The organism is Alkalibacillus haloalkaliphilus C5 (assembly GCF_000269905.1).
GTDB classification, from domain to species: domain Bacteria; phylum Bacillota; class Bacilli; order Bacillales; family Alkalibacillaceae; genus Alkalibacillus; species Alkalibacillus haloalkaliphilus_A.
This window is the reverse complement of sequence record NZ_AKIF01000310.1, coordinates 1-302: the sequence shown is the minus strand read 5'-3', so window position 1 is coordinate 302 and position 302 is coordinate 1. Positions and strand designations below refer to the sequence as shown.

Below are 302 nucleotides of genomic sequence, written 5' to 3'. Positions count from 1 at the left end.
TTTTTTCAAAGAGAAGGAAAAGAAGACTACAAGCGTGTTGATAACGTATTAAATATGACTGGTTTATATACTTTTCGTAATCAAATGCTTGATACGTTAAGTGGTGGTGAAAGGCAACGTGTTGCGATTGCTAAAGCAATGGTTCAAGAACCTGAAGTTTTATTATTAGACGAACCGACGTCATATTTAGATATTGGTTATCAAGTAAATGTATTAAATTTAGTTAAAGAGTGGCAAGACCGTGATCAATTAACTGTCCTTATGGTGCTTCATGATTTGAATTTAGCTGCACAGTATTGTGA

General features: G+C 33.8%; 1 protein-coding gene. It reads left to right on the top strand.

What is annotated here, in order from left to right; all coding sequences use genetic code 11:
• A partial coding sequence (locus tag A194_RS0116665) for an ABC transporter ATP-binding protein (protein WP_017187873.1) occupies nt 1–302 on the top strand: 302 nt, incomplete at both ends.